The organism is Simplicispira lacusdiani (assembly GCF_003604195.1).
Classification (GTDB): domain Bacteria; phylum Pseudomonadota; class Gammaproteobacteria; order Burkholderiales; family Burkholderiaceae_C; genus Simplicispira; species Simplicispira lacusdiani.
The window spans coordinates 173,511-191,014 of record NZ_QXGR01000005.1; the positions used below are offsets into that span (position 1 = coordinate 173,511).

Consider the following 17,504-nt stretch of genomic DNA (forward strand, 5'->3'; position numbering starts at 1 on the left):
CCCTCAACCCGGCTGGCCCGGCGCGCGCGCCGCCGATGCCGCGCCAGCGGCGGGCTGCTGGCCCGTCACGCGCACCGGCACGCCATCGCGCGCCACGCGCTGCTGCCCGGCCGTGACCACCGTGTCGCCGGCCTTCAAGCCCTCGATCACCTCGACCACGCCCTCGCGGCGCAGGCCCAGGCGCACCGGCACGCGCCGCGCCGTGACGCCATTGCCGGCCTCGGCCGGCACCACCTGCAGCACATAGGGGCTGTTGCCCTGGGGCACGATGGCCTCCTCGGGCACCACCAGCGCATCGGCGCGCTCCCCAAAGCGCACCGCCACGCGCGCGAACATGCCGGGGCGCAGCCGCAGCTGCGGGTTGTCGATGCTGGCGCGCACCGAGACCGAGCGGCCATTGGCGTCGATCAGCGGGTCCACGGCCAGCACCACGGCACCGTAGGCTTCGCCGGGCAGGGCATCAAGCTCCACGCGCGCCGCCTGGCCGACGCGGATCTTGCCCTGGTAGCGTTCGGGCAAGCGGAAATCCACGTAGACGCTGTCGAGGTCCTCGATGTGGACGATGTCGGCGCCGTCCTTGAGGTAGTCGCCCTCGTTGACGTTGCGGATACCGGCGATGCCGTCGAACGGCGCCATGATGCGCAGCCGCTGCGTCGTGGCCTCGGCCAGCGCCAGCTTGGCCTGTGCCACCTGCAGGTTGGCCGCGCTCTCGTCGAGCGAGCGCTGGCTCACGAAGCCCTGGGCCACCAGTTCCTGGTTGCGCTGGTGGTTGGCGCGCGCGATCGACAGCTCGGCCTGCGCCTGCAGCACCTGGGCGCGCGGAAGCTGGTCGTCGAACTGCACCAGCAACTGCCCCTTGCGCACGCGCGCGCCATCGCGGAAGTTGAGCTGCGTGACGCGCCCGCTCACCTCGGGGCGCAGCATCACGGTGCGGCGCGAGCGCAGGCTGCCCACGGCCTGGGCCTCGTCATGAAGGGCCATGGCGCGCACGTTCGCCACCTCCACCGCAACGGCTTGCTGCGGGCCCTTGGCCGAGGCATCGGCAGGCGCGGAGGGGCCGGAGACGGGGGCGCTGGCGGGCTTTTGCAGCCACCAGGCAGCGGTGCCGGCGCCAGCCAGGCCGAGCGCGACGACGAGGAAATGGATTGCTCTGGAAGCCATGGGGACGAATACCGGGTTACTTCAAGCCATCCGCGAATGTAGCAGCGCCATCGTGCCGGCACGGCCGCCCCGGGGCTTTGCACCCGTGCCCGCAATGCCCTTTACGCAGGCTTTACACGCAGGGACGCGCGGGGGTGCCTCAGCGGCGCCCGAGCGCCTGCTCCACACCCCGGTTGGCTAGGGCATCGGCGCGCTCGTTGCCGGGGTCGCCCGAATGGCCCCGCACCCAGCGCCAATCGATCTGGTGGCCGCCCTGCCCCACCAGCGCATCTAGGCGCTGCCACAGCTCCACGTTCTTCACGGGCTGCTTGGACGCCGTGCGCCAGCCGCGCGCCTTCCAGCCATGGATCCATTCGGTGATGCCCTTGCGCACATATTCACTGTCAAGGTACAGCGTGACGGCGCAAGGCCGCTTGAGCGCCGAGAGCGCCTCGATCACCGCCATCAGTTCCATGCGGTTGTTGGTGGTGCCCAGCTCGCCGCCAAACAGCTCCTTCTCGGTGGGGCCCGAGCGCAGCAGCACGCCCCAGCCGCCCGGCCCGGGGTTGCCCTTGCACGCCCCGTCGGTGTAGATCTGTACCTGGTTCACTCCATGTTCCTGTCGGTCAAAGTCATTTCGGTGGCGCTGCGGGCCACGGGCATGGTGGCAGCGGCGCGTTGTCTTCGGGTGCGCCACGCGGGCTCCAGCAAGCGCATGCCATGCACGCGCTTGACGGCCACGATGAAATACCCGGCACCCAGTATCGGCCAGCACCGCTCGCCCACGCGCTCCATCCAGGCAAAGCTCTCCATCCAGTGCTCGGTGCGCACCGCCGGGCGATAACAGCCGAAATGCGCCGCTTCCACCTCGAAATTGAGCAAGCGCAGCCAGTCGCGCAGACGCCAGTAGCCGATGAACTCGCCCACGTCGGGCAGGTACAGGCGCCCGCGCCCGCCGCTCAGCCGCTGGTACAGGCGCACGCGGCGCTGGCGCAGGCCCCACAGGCTGGCCGGATTGAGGCCGGTGATGACCACGCGCCCCTCGGGCACCAGCACGCGCACCACCTCGCGCAGCGCCACGTGCGGGTCGTGGCTGAGTTCGAGCGCATGCGGCAGCAGCACCAGGTCGAGACTATTCTCCGGGAACGGCAGGGCCACGGCATGCGCCAGCAAGTCCGGCGCCGGGCCGGCACCGGGTTCGGGCGCGGGCACCTCGTCCAGCGCCAGCCAGCGGTGCGGCATGCGGTTGGCGCGCAGGCCGTCCAGCAAGGGCATGCCGATCTGCAGGCTGTGGTAGCCGAAGATGTCCGCCACCGCCTCGTCGAAACGCGCCTGCTCCCAGGCCAACAGGTAGCGCCCGGGCGGAGAATCGAACCAATGGTGCAAACCTATAATTTCGGAGCTCATGAACCTGCTTGCGTTGCCCGCCTTCACCGACAACTACCTCTGGATGTTGCACGACGCCCGGCAGGCCGTGGTGGTCGACCCCGGCCAGGCGGAGCCCGTGCTGCAGGCCCTCGCCGAGCGCGGGCTGCAATTGCAGGCCATTCTAGTCACGCACCACCACGCGGACCATGTCGGCGGCGTGAATGCCCTGCGCCTGGCCACGGGTGCCAGGGTCTACGGACCGGCGCGCGAGCGCATCCCCGAACCGTTCACCCCCCTGTCCCAGGGCCAGGGCGTGTCCGTGCTGGGGCTGGATTTCCAGGTGCTGGACGTACCCGGCCACACGGCCGGCCACATCGCCTATTACTGCGCCGACCTGGACGGCGCGCCCCTGCTGTTCTGCGGCGACACGCTGTTCTCCGGCGGCTGCGGGCGCCTGTTCGAGGGCACGCCGGCGCAGATGCAGGCCTCGCTCGACCAGCTTGCCGCCCTGCCGGACGACACCCGGGTGTGCTGCACCCATGAATACACACTTTCCAACCTGAAATTCGCGCGCGCCGTGGAACCCGGCAACGCCGAACTGCTCCACTACAGCTCCCGCTGCGAAGCGCTGCGCGCGCAGGGACAGCCCACGCTGCCCTCGCGCATGGCGCTCGAACGGGCGATCAACCCCTTCCTGCGCACCCGCGTGCCCGCCGTGGCCGCCGCCGCAGCGGGCTTTGCCCCCTCGACCGATACCCGCGACGCAGTGGCCGTTCTGGCCGCGCTGCGCGAATGGAAAAACGGATTCCAATGAAGCTTCTCCACATTGCCTGCCTGGCGGGCCTGCTCTGGCTCACGGGCTGCGCCACCCAGGTCGGCGCCCCCAGCACGGCCGGCACCGACAGCCCCACATCCACGGCACCCGCGCCCACCCCCGAGGCCTCGCACACGCCGTCCATTCCCTCCGGGCCGCTGCTGCCGATCGCCCCCGCGCGGGCCTCGCGCCTGGAAGTGATGCCGCTGTTCACCCCCTCCGACCTGTGGGACCGCATCCGGCGCGGCTTCGCCATGCCCGACCTGCAGCACGAACTGGTGCAGGACCGCGAGCAGTGGTACGCCAACCGGCCCGACTACATGCAGCGCATGACCGAACGCTCGCGCAAGTACCTGTTCCACATCGTCGAGGAGCTGGAGCGCCGCGGCATGCCCACCGAACTGGCGCTGCTGCCCTACATCGAGAGCGCGTTCAACCCGCAGGCCGTGTCCACGGCCAAGGCCGCCGGCATGTGGCAGTTCATGCCGGCCACGGGCAACTACTTCGACCTCAAGCAGAACGCCTTCCGCGACGACCGCCGCGACGTGCTGGCATCCACGCGCGCCGCGCTCGACTACCTGCAAAAGCTCCACGGCATGTTCGGCGACTGGCACCTGGCGCTGGCCGCCTACAACTGGGGCGAAGGCAGCGTGAGCCGTGCCATCGCGCGCAACCAGAAGGCCGGACGGGGCACGGGCTACACCGACCTGACCATGCCCGCCGAGACCCGCATGTACGTGCCCAAGCTGCAGGCGGTGAAGAACATCGTGGCCGACCCGCAGGCCTTCCGCACCGAGTTGCCGCTGATCGAGAACCACCCCTACTTCCAGACCGTGGACATCACGCGCGACATCGACGTCGCGCTGGCCGCCCGGCTGGCGGATGTGCAACTGGAGGACTTCCGGGCGCTCAACCCCTCGCTGCACAAGCCCGTGATCCTGGCGGCGGGCACGCCCCAGATCCTGCTGCCCTGGGACAACGCCAAGGTGTTCGAGCGCAACTTCGCGGCCTACAACGAGGGCCAGTATGCGAGCTGGACCGTCTGGACCCTGCCTTCCACCATGAGCACGGCCGAGGTGGCCCGCCGCGTGGGCATGGATGAAGCCGAGCTGCGCAACATCAACCGCATTCCGCCGCGCATGCTGGTCAAGGCCGGCTCGGCCCTCATCGTGCCGCGCTCCAACACAGCGCACGCCGACGTGACGGAAAAGGTGGCCGACAACGGCCAGATCGCCCTGGCGCCGGAGATCGTGACGCGGCGCACCGTCGTGCGCGCCAGCAAGGGCGACACCGTCGCCAGTCTGGCCCGGCGCCACCGGGTAAGCCCGGCCAACGTGGCCGACTGGAATGACGTCAAGGCCAGCGCGGCCTTCAAGGCCGGGCAGCAGGTCGTGCTGTACCTCCCGGTGCGCGCGGTGGTCTCCAAGGCCACGGGCCGCTCACCGGGCAAAGGCACGCCCGGCAAGCGTGGCGGCAAGCCCTCGAAGGCCAAGCGGCGCTGAGGCGCGCGCCGTCAGAGGCGCAACTGGTGGATGCCCAGCAGTCCCAGGATGCCGATGACGATGAGGTACAGCGCCACGATGGTGCTGAGCAGGCGCGGGAAGACGAGAATCAGAATGCCCGCGACCAGGGAGACCAGGGGTGCGAGGCTGAGATGAAGCGTCATGGGTGCGTGCGATGGGTGTTGGTTGAAGCGCCCAGCCTACCAGCTATCCGGGGCGTTTCCGGCATCCGAAGCGCCACGGACAGCGGGACCCGGCGACCACGCAGGGTCGATGAGAATGGAGCCCCCAGGCCAGAGCCGCCGCGCTGAGCAAGCGCCCCTTCCATGCATCGTGCAGCGGTGCCGGAAAAAAGGGGGGAGCGGCGTGGCCGTTCAGGGGGTTGTCACCGCTTCACGCGCTGAATTTCTGCTTGGCCTTGCGCGCGAATTCCTGGGTGTAGGTGCGCGCCAGATCGAGGCGCCGCGCCGCGATGCCGGGGTCGAGCGAGGCCAGGGCGCGCAAGGCTGTTTCCGGGCCGCCGTCGGGCATCAGGCCGTCGGGTGAGATGGCCTCGCGCACACGGGCCAGGGCCGCCAGGTACAGCCCCCGGTCACCCATCAGGTCCTCGGCCGGCACGGCCCGCACGATGTCGGCGGGTGCCGCCGTCTGCAGCCACTTGAGCGCGTGCACCACGCCGTTGACCAGGGCCTGAACGTCGCCGGGCTGGCGCTGCAGGAACTGCGGCGCGACCACGAGGCAGCCGCCGGGCATCTGGCCACCGAACAGCGCCTGGGCCCCGGCCAGGTTGCGCGCGTCGCTGATGACGCGCACCTCGCCCTTCTGCTCCAGCCGCGCCATCACCGGGTCGGCATGGCTCAGTGCATGCACCTGGCCCGAACGCAGGGCCGACAGCGCGCGCGCGCCGTCACCCACGGCCACGAAGGCCACCTCGTCGGCACGCAGGCCGGCCTGCGCCAGCGCCATGCGGGCCAGGGCGTGCGAAAGCGAGCCGAATTCGCAGATGCCGATCTTGCGGCGCCGCAGATCATCCATCGAGCGGTAGTGCGGCAGCGCGCGCGCCGACACGCCCAGCGCCAGCTGCGGTGCACGCCCCTGCAGCACCACCGAGCGCACCGCCGGGCGGCCCTCCAGCGGACGCAGCGTGGCCTCGTAGCCCACGGCGCCCATGTCGGCCAGTCCGTCCTGCACGGCCTGCAGCGCCAGCGCGTCGCTGGCGAACTCCAGCCAGGTGATGTACAGCCCTTCAAGGCGGAAGAAACCCAGTTCTGCGGCCAAGGTCAGCGGCAGGTGCCGGAACGCATAGGCCGACCGGCCGCCCACCGCCACCGTGACACGCGCGATGGCGCGCGCAGGCAGCACGGGCAGCAGCCCGGCCATGGCGGAGAGCGCGCCCAGGGCGCGGCGGCGGGAAATCAGAGGGGACACGGTGGAGGATGAGGCGTTGTGCGCCGCAGCAATTCTGCCGCAGGCACCCTCGAAACGCATCAGGGATGGCCCGAGCGGGTTTCTACTTACCAGACGCCCCCACAACAGGGGCCTCGCCCATCGGAAGGTCAGCGGTAGCCGATGAAGAAAATGCCGATGTTGACCAGGAACGCCGCGCCCCACACCAGGCTGCGCGCCATGGGCATGTCGGAGACGTACATCATGATGTAGAACAGCCGCAGCATCACGTAGAGCAGCGCCAGCAGGTCCAGCGCCGTCTGCCCCGCGCCGAGCTGGTGCGCGATGACCACCGCGCCGATGAAGAATGGCAGCGCCTCGAAGCTGTTGGCCTGCGCCGCGTTGGCGCGCGCGGCGGCGCCTGACTGACGCGCCAGCCAGGCGCGCGGGTCGTGGTTGTCGTAGCCGCCCTCGGACCGCCGCTTGCCCACGCCGCCGCGCTTGGCGATGACGGCGCACAGCAGGGGCAGCAGCGCCGCGACGAAAACACACCAGTAGGCAACGGTGAAATGGGCCATGTGAGGGGCATTCATGGTTTCAATGAAATAGGCTTTCAGCGCCCTATCTTAAAGCGCCTCAAGCTATTGAATGAATAGCAATATCAGCGCCGGTCCGCGAGCGCATGGGCGATGGTGCCCAGGTCCACGTATTCCAGTTCGCTGCCCACGGGCACGCCGCGCGCGAGGCGCGTGACCTGCAGGCCGCGCGCCTTGAGCGCCTCGCCGATCACATGGGCCGTGGTCTCTCCCTCGGCCGTGAAGTTGGTGGCCAGGATGACCTCCTGCACCGTGCCATCGGTGGCGCGCTGCAGGAGCTTGTGCACACCGATGTCACGCGGCCCCACGCCGTCGAGCGGCGAGAGCCGCCCCATGAGCACGAAGTACAGCCCGCTGAAGGCACCCGTGCGCTCCAGCGCCGCCTGGTCGGCCGGCGTCTCCACCACGCACAGCCGCGTGGCGTCGCGCGCGGGGTCCAGGCAGGTGTCGCACACCTCCGCCTCGGTGAAGGTGTGGCAGCGTGCGCAGTGGTGCACCTGGTCCGCCGCCTGCGCCAGCGCCTGCGACAGCACCTGCGCGCCGGCGCGGTCGTGCTGCAGCAGATGGAACGCCATGCGCGCCGCCGACTTCACCCCCACCCCCGGCAGCCGCCGCAGGGCCTGGATCAGCGCGTCAAGGGAATTGGTGGTGGACATCGGAACTGGATTTCAGCCTGCAAGCCCTGCTCTCAGGGACGGTCAGAAGGGAAACTTCATGCCACCCGGGAGGCCCGGCATGCCGGCGGTGATCTTGCCCATCTTCTCCGCCGAGGTCTCCTCGGCCTTGCGCACGGCGGCGTTGAAGGCGGCGGCCACCAGGTCTTCAAGCATGTCCTTGTCGTCGGCCAGCAGGCTGGGGTCGATGGTGACGCGCTTGACGTCATGCTTGCAGGTCATGACGACCTTCACCAGGCCAGCGCCGGATTCGCCCTCGACCTCGACGTTCGCGAGTTCATCCTGGGCTTTCTTGAGGTTGTCCTGCATGGCCTGGGCCTGCTTCATGAGGCCGGCGAGTTGTCCTTTGTTGAACATGGGAGATACCTTTCGTTGGAAGAGTCAGAGGGGTTTGATGCTGCCGGGCACGACGCGGGCGTCGAACTCGCGCACCATGGTCTGCACGAACGGGTCGTTCATGACGATGTCCTGCGCCCGCTGCTGGCGGGCATTCTCGATGGCGGCGTTGCGGCGCGCCGGGCTGTCGATGACCACGCCCAGCTCCACGCTGATCTGCTGCGCGAGGCCGGCGGCCGCCAGCGCGCCGCGCAGGCGCTCGCGCGTGCTGGCCTGGTTAAGCGATTCGCGCTCCACGCGCAGCAGCCAGTGCTCGCCGTCGCGCGCCACCAGCTGCGACTGCAGCGCCAGCTCGCGCACCAGGGCGGTGATGGCCTCGCTGGCGATAAGCTGGCGCACGGCGGCATGCCACACCTCGCCCTCTTCGGTGGGCGTGAAACGCGCCGCCGCCGCGCGGCCGGCATCGGGGGCCTGCGGCTGCAGGCGCGCGCCGGGCTCGGGCGACTGGCGCACGGGGATGGCCACCACCGCCGGGGGCGGCTCGGCACGGGGGGGCATGGGAACGGCGGCGGCCAGGCCTTCGGACGTGCGAACGGGCAGCGCCTGCGTGGGGCGCGCCAGGGGCGTGGCGTCGTGCGAAACCGTCTCGATTGCTATCGATTCAGTAGCTTCTGGCGCAATATCGGCGGGCGCTGGAGCCGTTTTTTCTTCAAATGCACCAAACCCGGCAGGCGCCACGGCCGGTGCTGCGGCAGGCACCGCTGGCAGTGCCGCCGCGGGCGTTTCAGGCCGCGTCAGTGTTTTTTTTTCCGCCGTGCCGCTGTCGGGCTTGAAGGCCAGCAGGCGCAGCAGCACCATGGTGAGCGCCGCGTATTCATCGGGTGCCAGGCCCAGCTCGCCGCGCCCGTGCAAACACAGGCTGTAGAGCAGCTGGGTTTCGTCTGGCGGCATCCGCGATGCCAGGCGCGCGGTTTCGGTCGCGTCGGGGTCGCTGGCGTCGCCACCCATGCCGGGCACGGCCTGCAGCACGGCCATGCGCTGCAGCACGGCCGACATGTCCTCCAGCGTGGAGGCGGCGGAGAGGCCGTTGAGGCGCAGCACGTCCACGGTCTCGACCACGGTGCGGCCGTCGTTGTTCGCCAGCGCGTCGATGAGGCGGAACACATAGGTGCGGTCCACGCTGCCGAGCATCTGGCGCACGGCGGCCTCCTCGATGCGGCCGCTGCCGAAAGCGATGGCCTGGTCGGTGAGCGACAGCGCGTCGCGCATGGAGCCGCGCGCGGCGCGCGCCAGCAGGCGCAGCGCCGGGGGTTCGGCGGCCACGTTCTCGGTGGCCAGCACCTGGGCGAGGTGTTCCAGCACCGTTTCGGGCGCCATGGGCCGCAGGTTGAACTGCAGGCAGCGCGAGAGCACGGTGACCGGCACCTTCTGCGGATCGGTCGTGGCGAGCACGAACTTGAGGTATTCGGGGGGTTCTTCCAGCGTCTTGAGCATGGCGTTGAACGCCGTGTTCGTGAGCATGTGCACTTCGTCGATCATGAAGACCTTGAAGCGCCCCTGCACCGGCTTGTAGACCGCCTGCTCCAGCAGGCCCTGCACCTCGTCCACGCCCCGGTTGGAGGCGGCGTCGAGCTCGGTGTAGTCGGGGAAACGCCCGCTGTCGATGTCCTGACAGGCCGGGCACACGCCGCAGGGCGTGGCGGTGATGCCGCCCTGCCCGTCGGCCCCCTGGCAGTTGAGCGACTTGGCCAGAATGCGCGAGACCGTGGTCTTGCCCACGCCGCGCGTGCCCGTGAACAGGTAGGCATGGTGCAGCCGCTGCTGCGTCAGCGCATTGGTGAGGGCCTGCACCACATGCTCCTGCCCCACCATTTCGGTGAAGTTGCGGGGGCGGTATTTGCGGGCCAGCACGAGATAGGACATGGGGAGCGATTCTATGTGGATGTCGATAGGCCCACGGTCCGCATAAGCGGGGCTTCAGAAAGGGCCGCCACCATGGGGCCCAACCGTTCTGGAGGATTCCATGCCCACACCCGCCACCACCCCTGCCGCGCGCTACGCCGGCGCATCCATCGCCCTGCACTGGCTCATGGCCGTGCTGCTCGCTGCCACGGTGGCCACGATCGAGATGAAGGGGCTCTACCCCAAGGGCAGCGCCCTGCGCGATCTGCTCAAGACCGCGCACTTCATGCTCGGCCTGTCGGTCTTTGCCCTGGTCTGGGTGCGCCTGCTGGCGCGCTCCCTGTCGTCCACGCCGCCCATCCTGCCCGCGCCGCCCGCCTGGCAGGCGCGGCTGGGCCACCTGGTGCACGGCGCGCTCTATGTGCTGATGATCGGCCTGCCCCTGCTCGGCTGGCTGGCGCTCAGCGCCAAGGGCAAACCCGTGCCCCTGCTCTGGGGCCTGGAATTGCCGCAATTGATCACCGAAAGCAAGGAAACCTCGCACCGGCTCAAGGACATGCACGAAGCCCTGGCCACGGCAGGCTACGCGCTCGTCGGCCTGCATGCGGCGGCGGCCCTGGTGCACCACCACCTGGTGCGCGACAACACACTGCGCCGCATGCTGCCCGGTAGCCGCTGAGGCGCCCTATCGCACGACGCCACGCCACGGCGCGGGATCGCATCGCTTACAATACGAATTGACGGGCCTCCCCGCATGGTGAAGCGGCCAACCGGGTCAGGTGGGGAACCAAGCAGCCCTAACTGTGGAGCCAGTGCCGGGGGTAAGGCTCGTCAACTTCTTCTTTCGCGCGGCCTTCGGCGGCGCCCCCCACGACGAACGCGCTCCCCGCACCATGCGTTCCTCCCCCACTCCCATCGCCCACCCGCCCCGCTGGCTCGCGGCACTGTGGCTTTCCTGGCTGTGCCAGGCCGCCCTGGCCGGCGCCTTCGTCGATGCCGGGCGTCCCACGCCTGCGGCATGGCAGGCCACCGAAGTGCTGGCCGATGCCGAAGCCGAAGGCCTGCGGCCCCAGGATTACGACGCCATGCCGCTGGCACGGGCCGTGGCCGCCGCGGCCCAGGGGCCGGCCCTGGACGGCGCCCAGTCCGCGCGGCTCGATGCCGCGCTGACCACCGCCCTGCACCGCTACCTGGCCGACCTGCACACAGGCCGCGTCGATCCGCGCCAGATCCAGGCGGACTTCACGGCCAGCCCGCCCCAACCCTTCGACCCCGATGCCGCCCTCCAGGCCGCGCTGGCCGCTCCGCGCCTGGCCGACGCACTGCGCGCGGCCGCGCCGCGCGTGCCGCTCTATGCCAGCCTGCGCACGGCGCTGGCCCAGTACCGCGCGCTGGCCGACCACCCAGCCTGGGCGGCGCCCCTGCCCCCGCTGCCCAACAACCGCAAACTCGAACCCGGTCAGGCCTGGGCCGGCCTGCCACAGCTCACCCAGCGGCTCGTGGCGCTGAGTGACCTGCCCGAAGGCACCCAGCCCGCGCCGGTCTACGACGAGGTGCTGCAAGGCGGCGTCAAGGCCTTCCAGCAGCGCCACGCGCTGGCGGCCGATGGCGTGGTAGGCAAGGGCACGCTGGCGCAGCTGGAAGTGGCGCCGGCCCAGCGCGCGCGGCAGATCACGCTGGCCATGGAGCACCTTCGCTGGACGCCGCTGCAGCAGGCCCCACGCATGGTCGCGGTCAACCTGCCCGAGTTCGTGCTGCGCGCCTACGAGGTGCGCGATGGGTCGCCCGCCGTGTCGCTGTCGATGAAGGTGATCGTCGGCAAGTCCCTGAAAACCCACACGCCGCTGTTCGACGAACCCATGCGTTTCATCGAATTCAGCCCCTATTGGAATGTGCCGCCGTCGATCGCGCGCGAGGAAACCGTGCCCCGCCTGCGCCGCGACAGCGCCTATTTCACGCAGCAGGGCTTTGAATTCGTCGATGGCAGCGGCCAGGCCGCCGCCACCCTCTCCGACGAACACCTGAACGCCGTGCTGAGCGGCCAGATGCGCCTGCGCCAGCGGCCCGGCCCGCGCAATGCGCTGGGCGACATCAAGTTCGTGTTCCCGAACCACGACAACATCTACCTGCACCACACGCCCAGCCCCCAGCTCTTCGCGCGCGAGCGGCGCGATTTCAGCCATGGCTGCATCCGCGTGGAGGACCCCGTGGCGCTGGCCCGCTTCGTGTTGCAGGACGACCCTGCCTGGACGCCCGAACGCATCCGCGAGGCCATGGGCCGGGGCCAGTCGCACACCGTGCGCCTGCCACGGCCCGTGCCCGTGGTGCTGGCCTACAGCACCACCGTCGTCAAGGACGGACGGCCGCACTTCTTTGCCGACCTCTATGGTCTCGACCTGCGGCTTGAGCAGGCCCTGCGCCGCAACGCCTTGGCCCGGCAAGCCCCGCGCCAGGCACAATGACCCCAACCCATGTCCGCCACGCCCCCACCCTACCGCCGCCGCTTCCTGAGCCAATGCACCCAGTGGCTCGTGGCCGGCTCCGTCCTGAAGCAGGCCACGCCCTCGCTGGCGGCCGTGGCCGGCGCGCGCAGCCTGGCGCTGGAGCACACCCACACCCGTGAGCAGATCGCGCTGGTGTATGCCCTGGGCGATGACTTCCTCACGCCAGCGCTGGGCAGCCTCAACCACTTCCTGCGCGACCACTACAGCGGCGAGGTGGGCCAGATGGACCCGCAACTGTTCCACCTGCTGCACCAGGTACGGCAGGAGCTGGGCGCGCGCCAGCCCTTCCAGGTGATTTCCGGCTACCGCAGCCCCGCCACCAACGCCATGCTGCGCGGCGCGCGCGAGGGCGGCGTGGCCCGGCACAGCCTGCACATGGACGGCAAGGCGCTCGATGTGCGCCTGCCTGGCGTGCCCCTGGCCGACCTGCGCGATGCCGCGCGGTCGCTGCGCCGGGGCGGGGTGGGTTTCTATCCGCGCGAGCAGTTCGTGCACATCGACACGGGCCGCGTGCGCCACTGGTAGGCGCGGGCGCGGTTCAGTGGCGCTTGTGCTTCTTGTGCGGCGCGGGGTGCGCCGCGTCGGCGGGCGCGCTTTGATTCTTGCCCTTGCTGCCCAGGCGCGATTCCTTGCCCTGGATGAGGCGGGTGATGTTCTCCTTGTGGCGCCAGATCAGCAGCGCAGACATCACCACGATGGCCGCGACGATGGCACGCTCGGAATACCAGAGCGGCCCGGCGGCCAGCACATAAATGACCGGAGCCGACACCGCCGCCGACAGCGAAGCCAGCGACGAGTAGCGCGACACCGCCGCCACCAGCAGCCAGACCAGCGCCACCACCAGCCCCAGCCAGCCGCTGATGCCCACGAGCACGCCCAGCGCGGTGGCCACGCCTTTGCCGCCCACGAAACGGAAGAACACCGGCCACAGGTGGCCCAGGAAGGCCGCCAGCCCCGCCAGCGCCACGGTGCCCTCGCCCAGGCCGTAGGGCTCGCCGAACCAGCGCACCAACACCACGGGCACCCAGCCCTTGACGGCATCGAGCAGCAGCGTGACCACGGCCGCCGCCTTGCTGCCCGAGCGCAGCACGTTGGTGGCGCCCGGGTTCTTGCTGCCGTAGGTGCGCGGGTCGTTCAGGCCCATGGCGCTGGAGACGATGACGGCGAACGACAACGAGCCCAGCAGGTAGGACGCCAGCACGGCGAGGACGGAATAGACGACGGGCACGAAACACTCTCCTGAATACTGCGGTGCGCCGCGCGGACGCGGCACGGGGATGGCGCCGCTGGTGGCGCGGCGCCCATTCTGCCAGCCCGGCTATTCCTGCAGCAGCGCGCACTGCACGGGCTGGGCGCCCAGCAGGCGCACGCAGGCCCGCGGGTCGATCTGCACCAGGTAGCCCCGGCGCCCGCCGTTGATGGCGATGCGCGGCAAGGCCAGGATGCTTTCCTCGATATAGACCGGCATGTCGCGCCGCGTGCCGAACGGCGAGGTGCCGCCCACCAGGTAGCCGCTGTGGCGATGGGCCACCTCGGGCGTGCAGGGCTCGACCGACTTGGCGCCGATCTGGCGCGCCAGGTTCTTGGTCGAGACCTTGCGGTCGCCGTGCATGAGCACGATGAGCGGCTTGGCGTCCTGGTCCTGCATCACCAGGGTCTTGACCACCTGGTGCTCGTCCAGCCCGAGCTGGCGCGCGGATTCTGCCGTGCCGCCGTGCTCCACGTACTCGTAGGGGTGGCCGGTGAACTCCACCTGGTGCGCCTTGAGCATCTGCGTGGCGGGGGTTTCGCTCACATGCGCGGTCTTGCCTTCTTTCTTGGCCATTTTTACTATTATTTTGATAGCTTATAGCGCTTTACCAGCAAGCGCTATGGGCGGATTTTGCCTCAAAACTGTCACAAGGCCGGGTCGCCCAGCTCCCAGCGGATGGCGTCGATCCGTGCCAGCAGCTCGGGCGCAAGCGGCGTGCCCCAGGCGTCCAGGTCTTCGTCGAGCTGCGCCAGCGAGGTCACGCCGATGATGGTGCTGGCCACCTGCCACTTGGTGTAGCAAAAAGCCAGCGCCATCTGCGTGGGCGTGAGGCCGTGCTCGCGCGCGAGCTGGTTGTAGCGGCGCGCGGCGGCCAACGCCTCGGGCCGGCCCCAGCGCTGCTTGCGCACCGATTCGTAGCGCGCCATGCGCGCGCCCTGCGGCGCATCCGCGCCGGTGGTGCCGCTCTGGTCGAACTTGCCCGTCAGCAGGCCAAAGGCCAGCGGCGAATAGGCCAGCAGCGACACGCCGAGGCGGTGGCAGGTTTCATCGAGCGCGTTCTCGTAGGTGCGGTTGAGCAGGCAGTACGGGTTCTGCACCGAGGCCACGCGCGGCAGGCCGTGCTGCTCGGCCAGGCGCACGAATTCGTGCACGCCGTAGGGCGTCTCGTTCGACAGGCCGATGGCGCGCACCTTGCCCGCCTTGACCAAGCCCGCCAGCGCGTCGAGCTGCTCGTGGATGGGCGTCTGCGACACCTCCTTGGCCGGGTCGTAGTAGCGCGTACCGAAGGCGGGCACGTGACGCTCGGGCCAGTGGATCTGGTAGAGGTCGATCACGTCGGTCTGCAAGCGGCGCAGGCTGCCCTCGCACGAGGCCACGATGTCGGCCGCCGTCATGCCCTTGCCCTCGCGGATCCAGGGCATGCCGCGCGACGGACCGGCCACCTTGGTGGCCAACACCACCTTCTGCCGCCGGCCGGGGTTCCGCGCAAACCAATGGCCGAGGATGGTTTCGGTGGCGCCATAGGTCTCGGCGCGCGCGGGCACGGCGTACATCTCGGCCGTGTCGAGGAAGTTCACGCCGCGCTCCAGCGCGCGGTCGAGGATGGCGAAGGCGTCCGGCTCGGCCACCTGTTCGCCGAAGGTCATGGTGCCCAGGCAGATGGGGGAAACCTGCAGATCGCTCTGGCCGAGGGGGATGGTGTTCATGCGTTCTCCGTGAAAAGGGCGCGGACCAGTTTACGGGGCCTGGGCGCGCCGCGCTGTCTCCCGCGCTTTGACCAGGGCCGGCAGCGGACATGTCCCGCGATTGACACAAGCCAAGCGGTCGCTTGGTAATATTGCCCCATGTACCAAGCCCGCCAGACCTCGCGCAGCGAATTCGTTGCCATCCGCCAGTTGAACTACCACGTGCGCCTGTGGGGCCCGGAGACCTCCGCCCTGCCGCCGCTGGTGCTGGTGCATGGCTGGATGGACGTGGGCGCGTCGTACCAGTTCGTCGTCGATGCCTTCGGCGAAGACTTCCTGCGCGGGCGCCGCATCATCGCGCCCGACTGGCGGGGCTTTGGCCTCACGGCGCCGCCCGTGCCCACGGACCACTACTTCTTCCCCGACTACCTGGCCGACCTCGACCAGTTGCTCGACCACTACGCGCCCGGCATGCCGGTGGACCTGGTGGGCCACAGCATGGGCGGCAACGTGGTCATGTTCTATGCCGGCGCACGGCCCGAGCGCGTCCGCCGCCTCGTCAACCTCGAAGGTTTCGGCATGCCCGCCAGCAAGCCGGCCAAGGCCCCCGGGCGCTATGCCCAGTGGATGGACGAACTCAAGGCCCTGCAACGCGGCGAGATGGCCCTCAAGACCTACGACAGCGTGGACGGCGTGGCCCGGCGGCTGATGAAGACCAACCCGCGCCTCTCGCAGGACAAGGCCGGCTGGCTGGCCCAGCACTGGGCCCGCCCCAACGCGCAGGGCCAGTGGGAGATCCTGGGGGATGCCGCGCACAAGATCGTCAATGCGCAGCTGTTCCGCGTGGACGAGGTGCTGGCGCTCTACGCCGCCATCACCGCGCCCACGCTGGCCGTGGAGGCCAGCGACGACAGCCTCGGGCTGTGGTGGAAGGGCCGCTACACGCTCGACGAATACCACGCCCGTCTGCGCAGCGTGCCCGACTGCCGCACGGCGCAGGTGGCGGACGCGGGCCACATGCTGCACCACGACCAGCCGCAGGCCGTGGCCGCGCTGATCGAGGCGTTTCTCGGTCCATGAAGAAAACAGGCTGCAAGGCCCGTTCATCCTGCGCCATGCGCTATCTTTTCTGAATCCATTGCCCCGCCCTGCCTGGCCCGCGCCATCCAAAATGCGGCGCGGCGCGGCGCATGAGAAAATCGCGGGTTATTTGTCAGAACAATTCAGGATTGCACACCATGGAAGCAGAACGCATCAACCAGATCGGCAACACCCTCCAGGACTTGGCCACGCGCACGGCCGAGTTACGGAGGTATCTTTGACTTCGATGCCAAATTCGAACGCCTGCGCACGGTAAACGCCTCGCTGGAAGACCCTTCGGTCTGGAACGATCCGAAGAAGGCCCAGGAACTGGGCAAGGAACAGAAGTCGCTCAACGCCGTCGTGCTCACGCTCGACAAGCTCACGCATGAGCTGGCCGACAACGCCGAGCTGTACGAGATGAGCAAGGAGGAAGGCGACGAGGCCGGCCTCCAGACCATCGAGGCCGAGACCGGCAAGCTGCGCCCCATGGTGGAAGAGCTGGAATTCCGCCGCATGTTCAGCAACGAGGCCGACCCGCTCAATTGCTTTGTGGACATCCAGGCCGGCGCCGGTGGCACCGAGGCCTGCGACTGGGCCAGCATGCTGCTGCGCCAGTACCTCAAGTACGCCGAGCGCAAGGGCTTCAAGGCGACGGTGGAAGAAGAAACACCGGGCGACGTGGCCGGCATCAAGAGCGCCACGATCCACATCGAAGGCGAGTACGCCTATGGCCTGCTGCGCACCGAAACCGGCGTGCACCGCCTGGTGCGCAAGTCGCCCTTCGACAGCTCGGGCGGCCGCCACACCAGCTTTGCTTCGCTGTTCGTCTACCCCGAGATCGACGACTCGATCGAGATCAACATCAACCCGTCCGACGTGCGCACCGACACCTACCGCGCTTCCGGCGCGGGCGGCCAGCACATCAACAAGACCGACTCGGCCGTGCGCCTGACGCACATGCCCACCGGTATCGTGGTGCAGTGCCAGGACGGCCGCAGCCAGCACAGCAACCGCGACGTGGCCTGGCAGCGCCTGCGCTCCAAGCTCTACGACTTCGAGATGCGCAAGCGCATGGAAGAGCAGCAGAAACTGGAAGACACCAAGACCGACGTGGGCTGGGGCCACCAGATCCGCAGCTACGTGCTGGACAACAGCCGCATCAAGGACCTGCGCACCAACGTCGAAATCTCCGCCACGCAGAAAGTGCTGGACGGCGACCTCGACGCGTTCATCGAAGCCTCGCTCAAGCAAGGCGTATAAGG

At 69.3% G+C, this 17,504-nt stretch carries 19 protein-coding genes and 1 other RNA gene; 8 read left to right on the forward strand and 12 right to left on the reverse strand.

The features are described from left to right. Positions 1–3: 3 nt before the first annotated feature. The 3 genes from D8S75_RS08675 to D8S75_RS08685 all read right to left on the reverse strand — a co-directional run bounded on the left by D8S75_RS08675 (position 4) and on the right by D8S75_RS08685 (position 2,547). Complete coding sequence (locus D8S75_RS08675; protein WP_119965887.1) at positions 4–1,161, reverse strand: efflux RND transporter periplasmic adaptor subunit; 1,158 nt, start codon at positions 1,159–1,161, stop codon at positions 4–6. A 139-nt stretch (positions 1,162–1,300) separates the two neighbouring features. Then, complete coding sequence (gene rnhA, locus D8S75_RS08680; protein WP_119965889.1) at positions 1,301–1,750, reverse strand: ribonuclease HI; 450 nt, start codon at positions 1,748–1,750, stop codon at positions 1,301–1,303. After that, on the reverse strand, positions 1,747–2,547 hold the full coding sequence (locus D8S75_RS08685) for a class I SAM-dependent methyltransferase (RefSeq protein WP_119965891.1): 801 nt from the start codon (positions 2,545–2,547) through the stop codon (positions 1,747–1,749). Before D8S75_RS08685 ends, rnhA begins: the two co-directional genes overlap by 4 nt. Between D8S75_RS08685 and gloB the strand changes: the two genes are divergently transcribed. Together gloB and D8S75_RS08695 are read left to right on the forward strand one after the other, a co-directional pair. After that, on the forward strand, positions 2,546–3,322 hold the full coding sequence (gloB, locus tag D8S75_RS08690) for a hydroxyacylglutathione hydrolase (RefSeq protein WP_119965893.1): 777 nt from the start codon (positions 2,546–2,548) through the stop codon (positions 3,320–3,322). The genes D8S75_RS08685 and gloB overlap by 2 nt on opposite strands. Then, entirely contained in the window at positions 3,319–4,824 is a 1,506-nt protein-coding gene (locus D8S75_RS08695; RefSeq protein WP_119965895.1) for a transglycosylase SLT domain-containing protein, read from the forward strand. Before gloB ends, D8S75_RS08695 begins: the two co-directional genes overlap by 4 nt. A gap of 11 nt (positions 4,825–4,835) precedes the next feature. On the opposite strand, the gene D8S75_RS08700 is transcribed toward D8S75_RS08695, so the two are convergent. The 6 genes from D8S75_RS08700 to dnaX all read right to left on the reverse strand — a co-directional run bounded on the left by D8S75_RS08700 (position 4,836) and on the right by dnaX (position 9,739). Next, entirely contained in the window at positions 4,836–4,988 is a 153-nt protein-coding gene (locus D8S75_RS08700; protein ID WP_119965897.1) for a DUF3096 domain-containing protein, read from the reverse strand. A gap of 229 nt (positions 4,989–5,217) precedes the next feature. Beyond that, a complete protein-coding gene (locus tag D8S75_RS08705) occupies positions 5,218–6,252 on the reverse strand; it encodes an ABC transporter substrate-binding protein (protein WP_232828986.1) in 1,035 nt (344 codons plus the stop codon). Between the two features lie 128 nt (positions 6,253–6,380). Continuing rightward, the gene (locus tag D8S75_RS08710) at positions 6,381–6,803 is read right to left on the reverse strand and encodes an MAPEG family protein (RefSeq protein ID WP_198673170.1); all 423 of its coding nucleotides are present in this window, start codon (positions 6,801–6,803) and stop codon (positions 6,381–6,383) included. A gap of 68 nt (positions 6,804–6,871) precedes the next feature. Continuing rightward, a complete protein-coding gene (gene recR / locus D8S75_RS08715) occupies positions 6,872–7,462 on the reverse strand; it encodes a recombination mediator RecR (protein WP_119965903.1) in 591 nt (196 codons plus the stop codon). A 42-nt stretch (positions 7,463–7,504) separates the two neighbouring features. Further along, positions 7,505–7,837 carry a YbaB/EbfC family nucleoid-associated protein gene (locus tag D8S75_RS08720; protein WP_119965904.1) on the reverse strand — a complete coding sequence of 111 codons (333 nt, stop codon included), beginning with the start codon at positions 7,835–7,837 and terminating at the stop codon, positions 7,505–7,507. A 24-nt stretch (positions 7,838–7,861) separates the two neighbouring features. Next, positions 7,862–9,739, reverse strand: coding sequence for a DNA polymerase III subunit gamma/tau (gene dnaX, locus D8S75_RS08725; RefSeq protein WP_119965906.1), 1,878 nt, complete (start codon positions 9,737–9,739; stop codon positions 7,862–7,864). Positions 9,740–9,839: 100 nt separating this feature from the next. Between dnaX and D8S75_RS08730 the strand changes: the two genes are divergently transcribed. From D8S75_RS08730 to mepK, 4 genes are all read left to right on the forward strand, one after another. Next, a complete protein-coding gene (locus D8S75_RS08730; RefSeq protein WP_119965908.1) occupies positions 9,840–10,397 on the forward strand; it encodes a cytochrome b in 558 nt (185 codons plus the stop codon). Positions 10,398–10,457: 60 nt separating this feature from the next. Beyond that, an RNA gene (ffs, locus tag D8S75_RS08735) (signal recognition particle sRNA small type) lies at positions 10,458–10,554 on the forward strand. Positions 10,555–10,611: 57 nt separating this feature from the next. After that, positions 10,612–12,180, forward strand: a complete 1,569-nt coding sequence (locus D8S75_RS08740; protein WP_119966107.1) for a L,D-transpeptidase family protein — start codon at positions 10,612–10,614, stop codon at positions 12,178–12,180. A 9-nt stretch (positions 12,181–12,189) separates the two neighbouring features. Beyond that, complete coding sequence (gene mepK, locus D8S75_RS08745) at positions 12,190–12,747, forward strand: peptidoglycan L,D-endopeptidase MepK (protein ID WP_119965909.1); 558 nt, start codon at positions 12,190–12,192, stop codon at positions 12,745–12,747. A 13-nt stretch (positions 12,748–12,760) separates the two neighbouring features. On the opposite strand, the gene plsY is transcribed toward mepK, so the two are convergent. The 3 genes from plsY to D8S75_RS08760 form a co-directional block, all read right to left on the reverse strand. Continuing rightward, entirely contained in the window at positions 12,761–13,450 is a 690-nt protein-coding gene (plsY, locus tag D8S75_RS08750) for a glycerol-3-phosphate 1-O-acyltransferase PlsY (protein WP_119965911.1), read from the reverse strand. A 90-nt stretch (positions 13,451–13,540) separates the two neighbouring features. Further along, a complete protein-coding gene (gene ybaK, locus D8S75_RS08755) occupies positions 13,541–14,047 on the reverse strand; it encodes a Cys-tRNA(Pro) deacylase (protein WP_119965913.1) in 507 nt (168 codons plus the stop codon). A gap of 71 nt (positions 14,048–14,118) precedes the next feature. Continuing rightward, positions 14,119–15,180: an aldo/keto reductase gene (locus D8S75_RS08760; protein WP_119965914.1), complete on the reverse strand. Its 1,062-nt coding sequence runs from the start codon at positions 15,178–15,180 to the stop codon at positions 14,119–14,121. A gap of 138 nt (positions 15,181–15,318) precedes the next feature. Between D8S75_RS08760 and D8S75_RS08765 the strand changes: the two genes are divergently transcribed. Together D8S75_RS08765 and prfB are read left to right on the forward strand one after the other, a co-directional pair. Beyond that, positions 15,319–16,239, forward strand: a complete 921-nt coding sequence (locus tag D8S75_RS08765) for an alpha/beta fold hydrolase (RefSeq protein ID WP_119965916.1) — start codon at positions 15,319–15,321, stop codon at positions 16,237–16,239. Between the two features lie 158 nt (positions 16,240–16,397). Then, positions 16,398–17,502, forward strand: a protein-coding gene (gene prfB, locus D8S75_RS08770; protein ID WP_119966108.1) for a peptide chain release factor 2 whose coding sequence is annotated in 2 segments (ribosomal slippage) — positions 16,398–16,478 and positions 16,480–17,502 — 1,104 coding nt in all. Because the reading frame shifts where the segments join, the coding sequence is not laid out codon by codon here. Positions 17,503–17,504 lie beyond the last annotated feature (2 nt).